This window comes from Pseudomonas gessardii (assembly GCF_001983165.1).
Lineage (GTDB): Bacteria > Pseudomonadota > Gammaproteobacteria > Pseudomonadales > Pseudomonadaceae > Aquipseudomonas > Aquipseudomonas gessardii.
On the sequence record NZ_MNPU01000090.1, the window covers coordinates 1 to 7,305 of the forward strand.

Annotated in this window: 5 protein-coding genes; 1 reads left to right on the top strand and 4 read right to left on the bottom strand. The window is 62.3% G+C overall.

The features are described 5' to 3' along the window. Positions 1–363: 363 nt before the first annotated feature. The 4 genes from BLL38_RS29340 to BLL38_RS29355 form a co-directional block, all read right to left on the bottom strand. The gene (locus BLL38_RS29340) at positions 364–1,185 is read right to left on the bottom strand and encodes a hypothetical protein (RefSeq protein ID WP_090412746.1); all 822 of its coding nucleotides are present in this window, start codon (positions 1,183–1,185) and stop codon (positions 364–366) included. Beyond that, complete coding sequence (locus BLL38_RS29345) at positions 1,182–2,780, bottom strand: hypothetical protein (protein ID WP_076965322.1); 1,599 nt, start codon at positions 2,778–2,780, stop codon at positions 1,182–1,184. The genes BLL38_RS29340 and BLL38_RS29345 overlap by 4 nt, the downstream gene beginning before the upstream one ends. Before the next feature lie 71 nt (positions 2,781–2,851). After that, complete coding sequence (locus BLL38_RS29350; RefSeq protein ID WP_057959146.1) at positions 2,852–4,585, bottom strand: hypothetical protein; 1,734 nt, start codon at positions 4,583–4,585, stop codon at positions 2,852–2,854. After that, on the bottom strand, positions 4,582–6,396 hold the full coding sequence (locus BLL38_RS29355; protein WP_083743139.1) for a tyrosinase family protein: 1,815 nt from the start codon (positions 6,394–6,396) through the stop codon (positions 4,582–4,584). Before BLL38_RS29355 ends, BLL38_RS29350 begins: the two co-directional genes overlap by 4 nt. 160 nt (positions 6,397–6,556) lie before the next feature. Between BLL38_RS29355 and BLL38_RS29360 the strand changes: the two genes are divergently transcribed. Beyond that, positions 6,557–7,036, top strand: a complete 480-nt coding sequence (locus BLL38_RS29360) for an Lrp/AsnC family transcriptional regulator (RefSeq protein WP_057959148.1) — start codon at positions 6,557–6,559, stop codon at positions 7,034–7,036. Positions 7,037–7,305: the final 269 nt, after the last annotated feature.

A 7,305-nucleotide genomic window follows, 5' to 3' on the forward strand; every position in this document is an offset into this window, starting at 1 on the left:
CCCCGGCATGGATGCCGGGGTAGCCGCGACACGGCCATGGATGGCCGATCGCGGCGGGCCCACGGAGCAATGCCTGACTGCGGGCATGCCGAGCCTAGGCGAGGCACCGAGTGGTGGGGCAAGAGCGCTTTGCTTACTTTGGCGCTCTTCCAAAGTGAGCCGCCGTAAGGGCGGAACCCTAAGTGGCCGTGACCGCAGCAACGGATATGTACACAACCCCAGAAAAGAGCTGTGTAGATACCTATGCCGCGATGCCGCTGACCCACCGCCATCGCGGGCAAGCCCGCTCCCACCGCGACCCGGGCGAAGCAGAAAAACCCCTGCCACATCACACATCAAATGTCGAAGCTGCCTTATACCCACTCAAGGCTGGCAAGGATCGGTCCTGTTCAACAAATTCCCCGTCGAATACCACACACGCTGCGCCGCCGGCCCCAGGTCCAGCGCCACTGGCGCATCCGCACGCCCCTCCAGCAAGGTCGGATAGACCCCAGGTTTGAGCGGCGACTGACACACAATCGGCAACGACTGCACCGTGGTGAAATTCAAATCCACCGTAGACACCAATTGCGCCGCCGAAAACGGCGCCGGTGGCCCAGGCAGGGTGATGATTTCCTGGAAGTCCGGATCCTGGGCGATGTAGTGCGTCAGGTGCGCCTCATTACCCCGGCCAAACAGGGTGTACACCATCTGTTTGGGCCGCTCGATCCCCAGGTTGAACGGCCGGTAGATCACCACCGCCTCGACCGTCACCGGCACGTTGTCAAACAGCACCGGCCCCGGGGTGCCGCCGCCATCATTGGAGTAGCCGTCATAGATCGTCGCCTTGAACGCGGTCACTTCGCCGGCCTTGAGTTGGGGCAGGGTGAAGGTGTCGTTATCGACGTTGATCAGGTTATACGGCTTGCTCGGGTTGGCCGCGCGCAGGGCCTGGTACTTGGCCATTACGTCAGCCGGCAGGCTGGCCTGCAGGACGATCTGGTACATGTGCTTTTCCGTGGTGAACATCGGCATGTGCACCAGGAACAGGGTCTGCGAGCCGACCATGAACATGCCGTGGTTGCCCGGTGCATCGGCATCGGCGCCGTTGTTCTGGGCGTGCAGTTCATGGGCCGAATGGGCAAAGGCCTGGGGGGCGAGGGCCATTGACAGGGCGAGCAGCAGGGTGGCGAGGGAGCGTTTCATGGTTGGCCGTCCTTGAGGGTTTCGAAGGCATGTACGCGTTTGATCAGGCTCGTTTGCTTGGCCGAATCGGCGTTGTTGAACAGGAACGAGAAGTCCGAGGCCAGGGTGGCGCTGCCGGCAATGGTCGCTTGCTGATGGCAGTCATTGCAGTTCATGCCCTGGACGTAGGTCTCCAGGGTGGTATTGGCCACGGGTACGTTGCTGTCGCTGATAAAAGCACCGTAGGACAGGGGAACCTTCGCCTTCGGGCCCGGCTCGGGGTCGGGCGGCGTCGGGGCGGTGATCCACAGTACATTGATCAGCTTGTAGTACTGGAACACCGACTGGCCGTTGGTCTGTTGGGCGAAGCTGGCCTGCACTGCGCCGTTGAGCGCCTGCATGTCCGACGACAGTGGGTGTTCGCGGGTGGTCTGCACCGGTTGGTCCCGTGGATAGGGTTCGGTGCATTCGCGATCCGGGTGGTGCTGTTTGCACTGGATGCGCGCCACGTTCGGCGTACACACATCGGGGCCGCCGGTGCAGTTGGGGTTGTTGAAGGTGTAGCCGTCCGGGGGCAGTTGTTGCGCGGGCACCTGGCCCGGTTCCGGTACGTTGTCCACGTGCTCGAAGGTGGTCCAGATAAAGTTCGGTGAGCTCTGGGTCTTGTTGATGATATGCAGGCCCACCAGGCCCACCACCTGTTGGGTGCATTGCAGGGTGGCGGGGTTCTTGAGCCAGGCCACAGTGGTCAGGTAGCGCCCGTAGAGTTGGGGCTGGCCGGTGAGGATGCGCCAGGCGGCCTTGAGTTCCAGGGCGCCCAGTTGCTCCTGGGGCAGCGGGGTGGTGGGCATCGAGCGCATCAGCTCACCGGCGGGCAGCGACAGGCCGGCCGGGTGTTTGCCATCGCTGTTTTGCGCGACGATCAGTTGATTGGCGGCATCGTACAGACCGTTGTCGACGATGTAGTCGAACTCGGCCTTGCCCACCTTGCGTTCGAAATACACTAGGTTGCCGGTCTGGTCCGTGAGCCAGCCACCGGCGGCTTCCATGATCGGGTCGGGAATCGACGCCAGGGTGCCGCTGGACAAGTGGAAGCGATGCTTGGCGTTGGTCGCGCTTTCCGAGGTGGCATTCATGAATTTACGCGCCCCTACCGACAGGGCCTGGAGGCTGTCCTGGCTGCTGCAATTGGGCGGCACCAGGGTTTGCACCCCCCAACCGCTGGGCTTGGGTGCGCCGGGCAGGAAAATCTCATTGGCGTCTTTGTAGCTGGCCCATACCGGCGCCACGCTCATGGGCTGTCCGGCGGTGGTGGGCACGCCGAATTGCGCGACGGTGATGGTTCTGTCCGGCTCGCCCGCCAGGCTGGCATTGGCCGGCCAGCCGGGGTCCACCGGCCAGTTCAGGGCGATGAACAATTGCCAGCCAAAGCAATTCATAAAGCTCTGGCCGGTGGTGTTGAAGTTGTTGACCGGCATAAACCCGCCGCTCTTGGGGTTGAACACCAGTTGCTGCTGGACGCAGTTATCGGCATCGGACGCGTGGGCCAAGGGCAGGATAAACAGTGACAGCAGGGTGCTGACCAGCAGCAGACGACTCAAGCGAAACCTGGACATCATCGCGCTCCTTGCAGAAATGAGGGGGGCTTGTTGTGGCGAGGGGCTTGCACCCTCGCCACAGGGGGGGCTTAGGTGGATGGCACCAGCGCCAGCCCGGATTCCCACGGGTGGTCCGCCGCGCTGACGTTATCCGCCTCGCCCGGGTTGAGCGCGCGTACCGTCACCAGCCCCGGCGCCGCGTTCGCCGCGACGCTGATGGTCATGATGTAACCCTGGGTGCCGCCCGCGTTGGTCTGGCCGGGAATGGCCGAGGCGTCGGGCATGAACTTCGTGACCTGTGCCGTCACCCCGGGATTGCTGAACTGGATCCTCGCCGTGGCGGCGGTGGTCTGCAGATCGGCGCCTTGCACCACCAGGACAAACTGCCCGCTGCTGCCAGGGGCCAGCCAGGCCGGCAGGTCGGTAGGCGACTGGCCGTAGAACAGGTCCAGCGGCAATAACTGCACCGGCCAGGGTTGCAGGCCATTGACCCGGTCTTGTACGCAAGGAGACGGCGCCGCCGTGGTGCTCGGCATGACGGTCACACTCAGGCCCACCAGCAGTTGCTGGGCAATCACCCACACATAGTCCACGGCCTGGCCGTTGATGGTGATGTCATTGATCGAGAACCCCGCGCTTTGCGGCACCTCGAACACCGCCTGGAGGATCTGGTCGGAGCCATTGATCGCCGATTTGGCGGTGCCGCGGGTAATGCGCCAGTACTGACTCACATCCTGCCCCTGCGGGCCTTTCCACGCGCTGAAGTTGGTCGGTTGCTGCAGGTACAGGGCGATGGGATTGGTCAGGGAGATACGGTTGCTGATGGCCGCCTCATTGGCCGCAAAACCGATATGCGGGTCGGAGTTGCGATAGTTCTGCCCATATTGCGCGCAGCAGATCAGCGACTGAGGGTTCTGGCTGCTTTTCAGGGGCCGCATGATCGTGGCCGCCGCCGCCAGGTACACCTCGGCGCTGAGGGTGTTGGGGCCGGACGTCAGGTGCATCGCGCCGCCGAACTGGCCGGGCGTACAGGCGGTGCCGGCGTTCCATTTGTTGACAGTGTCGTAGGCGGGCAGGCCCGTGGTCGGGTCAATCACCGGATCCCCGGCATTGCCGGTCGGGCAGTTGGTGGCGTAGCGCAGGTAGAGGTCTTCGAGTTGGACGTTCGGGTCTATGTAGTCGCGATACAGCCCCAGCACGGCATTCGGGTCGATGCGCCACATGGCCAGGAAGTACGCCGGGTTTTCGCTGGTGAAGGTGATTTTGCGCATGTCGCCATTGGCATCGCGGACAATCGACCACTCGCAATACTCGTCCAGCCAGCCCCGTGGGCCCGAGGGTGAGAAGTCCTTGTACTTGCCGTTCCAGTCGATACTCGGGCAACGGGTCACCGGCAGTTGCAGCAGGGTGCCTTTTTTGTCCGGGTCGTACAGGGTGTACAGGGTGTCGTTGATGGTGATCTGGCCATTGTCGGTCAGTTCCATGACCTGTTGCAGGGTCATGGCCTTGCCGCCCAGTTGCGGAATCACCGCCGTGCCGTTGCTATAAAAAAACGTCCACAGCCGGTTGGGAAAGGGTTGCCAGGTAATCGCCGGCGGGGTGGTGTCGCCATAGCCCTCGACCAGCGGGTTGTAATAGCCCGAGCGTGGCGCGTCGTACAGGCCCGACCATGGGTTGCCGATGATCGCCGCTTCGGTCCAGCCGGTGACGTCGTTGTTCCAGTCGGTTTCAAATTGCGGCAACTGGTCTTCCAGGCCCAGCTTGTTGTAGTCCTTTGGCGCTTGCCCGGCGGGGGAGGTGAATTGCTTGAAGGGCGTGCTCATGTCAGATCTCCATGGGGGGTAGAAACGGAGCAGCAACCGGCACTCGGGGGAGGGTCGGCAACGGTCTGGCGCGGGTCGTCCCACACCAGTTGGGCGATAAAGCCAGGCAGCGGCGCATACTCTTGCGGCGCCAATACCCGGCCACTATCGAGATGGGTGACCAGCAGGCTCAACTGCAGCTCGTCCGTGGGGCCAAGGTGCAATGCCGTGACACTGCGCGCGGCATTCAGCGCGCGGCACACGCCATGGGGGATGCAGCGCCCCTTGTCATCCACCAGGCCCATGCCGATCCGGCTGAAGCGCCCGACGTAGTGCGGGTTCTCAGCGCTGACCTGCTGGGGCGTGGCGTCGGCCTGGTTGAGGAAAACGTCGATCAGGTAGGTGTCGTGGGTGCAGCGCACATGGTCGAACACTACCCACGGGCCGCTGGCCTGGGCCTGCTCCTGGGCAGGCGCGGCACTGTGCGGGCAGCACGCTTTTGCGCTGGCGCGTCGTGCACCGAACGGCGGCGCCACCGGGGTGCCGTAGTCGTAGCCGATGTGCCGGCTGTCCTGGGCCATATCGCCCAGGGTGGTGTAGCGCCAGGCATCGGCACTGGTGAACGTGACCGTCTCGGCCTGGTTGCCGGCAAACGGCTGGAGCAGGCACTGGGTGGTGTACTGCGCCGCCGGGTTGGCGCGGATCCAGATCTCCAGCACGCGGTCGATATTGGCGTGGTAAGAGCAGAACAGTGGGTCAAACGCGGTGTAGGCGTTATCGGCCATATCGCCGCCGATCCAGCCGTGATAGTTGTCGTGGGGCTGCTCGTACAGGCCATCGAAATTCAGTGTGCGATTGGGGTACAACTCGTCTTTTTGCGGCGGATCGAACTCGGTGATATTGGCCCAGGGATACCCCGGCACGCCCTGGGGCTGGCTGAAGGTCTTGAACGTCAAGGCATCCACCACCTGCTGCTGGAAAATCCGGCTCATGCCATACAACTGGGTGCGTTTGACGCGTTGTGAGTCGCCCTTGGTGTAGAACAGCGGGTTGCGTTGCACAAAGCGGCAATCCACGCCCTCGACATTGCCCGAGGCACACACCTTCGAGCGCCCATCCTTGGCCGCCGCATAACGCAATGGGTTGGGCCGTACTTCGCCGCTGCGGGGATGCACATAGGTTTCATCGAGAAACGCCTGGGGCAAACCGGCCTGGGGGCTGCCATCGACACTGGCGTCTTCGGCCATCCAGTCCCAGTACGGGATCGGGTAGTCAATCAAGGCTTCCAGGTACAGCAGGTAAGCGCGATGCCACAGGGCAAAGGCCTCCTGATAATGCAGACACCAGTTGCTGTGGATATAGGCATAGCGCTGCCACGGCGAGCCACTGTCCGGGTTGCCGATCTGCATCACGTCATCGAGCCGCGCGCGGTACAGGTCCAGTTGTTCCTGACTCAGCGCGCGGATGTCCTGGCGCACGCGCCTGACCGGGTGCGGCAGGTCTGGCGGTGGGATGCGCTCGGCGATATCGAACGGCGAAAAACTGTTCAGGCGCCAGCCCTGGTTGACCCACAACCGGAAGGTTTCCAGGGCGTCGATCGGCCAGAACTGCCGGTCATCCAGGGTCAGCGGCATGTTGCGTGAGGCTAGGTGCTGGTAGATGGTTTCGGACCAGGTCTTGACCGAATCGGGGTCTTCCAGGAACACGTCGTAGGCATTCATGCAACGCACCCACGAGCCTGCGACCTGGCCGCGCTCGGCGGGCGGTATCCAGTAAGGCGCGGTGAAAAGCCCTTGGATATCAGCGGTCCATGTCGGTTTCGCAACTATCATAAGATCCCTCTCACGCCGCCCCATGCTGGATCTTTCGGGGCTGCTAAGCTGGAATTGATAGTAACGGGCCACTGTGCAGTGATTTGTGCAAATTGGCCGCCCGTTACGGCGGATTCATTGCAGTTTTCTCAAGGAAGAAGTGGAAATAATGACAGACGCCATGGATTTGAAAATTCTCGGCAAATTGCAGAAGGATTGTACCCAGAGCCTGGACCTGCTCAGCGACAGCGTGGGGCTGTCCTCGACCAGTTGTTACCGGCGCATCCGGCGCCTGGAGAGCGCGGGGATCATCAAGGCGAAAGTCGCGGTGCTGGATGAAAAAAAGCTGGGGATCCAGGTCACGGCGTTCTTTTTGATCAAGCTCGACAAGGACAGCAACGACATTGATCGCAAGATGCAACACATCCTGGCCACCCGCCCGGAGATTCAGGACTGCTACCTGATGACCGGGGAGTTCGATTTTGTGATGGTGGCCAAGTTTCGCGATGCCACGGAGTACACCGAATATATCTATCGGTTTCTCGACACTTACCGCGATATTCCGATTCGCACTTATTCGTCGACGCTGGTGGTGCGCACGGTGAAGAAGTCTTATGAACTGCCGCTGCAGGGTGTGCAGCATTTGCCTCCGGATCTGTAGACGCGCGGTTTGTGGCATAGGTATCTACATAAACTCTTTCGTGGTTCTTGGGGGGTGTGTACATATCCGTTGCTGCGGTTACGGCCACTTAGGGTTCCGCCCTTACGGCGGCTCACTTTGAAGAGCGCCAAAGTAAGCAAAACGCTCTTGCCCCACCACTCGGTGCCTCGCCTAGGCTCGGCATGCCCGCAGTCAGGCATTGCTCCGTGGGCCCGCCGCGATCGGCCATCCATGGCCGTGTCGCGGCTACCCCGGCATCCATGCCGGGG

Excerpts from the sequence above, each read along its gene's own strand:
- BLL38_RS29340 (WP_090412746.1), bottom strand. The coding sequence starts at position 1,185 with ATGAAACGCTCCCTCGCCACCCTGCTGCTCGCCCTGTCAATGGCCCTC.
- BLL38_RS29345 (WP_076965322.1), bottom strand. The coding sequence starts at position 2,780 with ATGTCCAGGTTTCGCTTGAGTCGTCTGCTGCTGGTCAGCACCCTGCTG.
- BLL38_RS29350 (WP_057959146.1), bottom strand. The coding sequence starts at position 4,585 with ATGAGCACGCCCTTCAAGCAATTCACCTCCCCCGCCGGGCAAGCGCCA.
- BLL38_RS29355 (WP_083743139.1), bottom strand. The coding sequence starts at position 6,396 with ATGATAGTTGCGAAACCGACATGGACCGCTGATATCCAAGGGCTTTTC.
- BLL38_RS29360 (WP_057959148.1), top strand. The coding sequence starts at position 6,557 with ATGGATTTGAAAATTCTCGGCAAATTGCAGAAGGATTGTACCCAGAGC.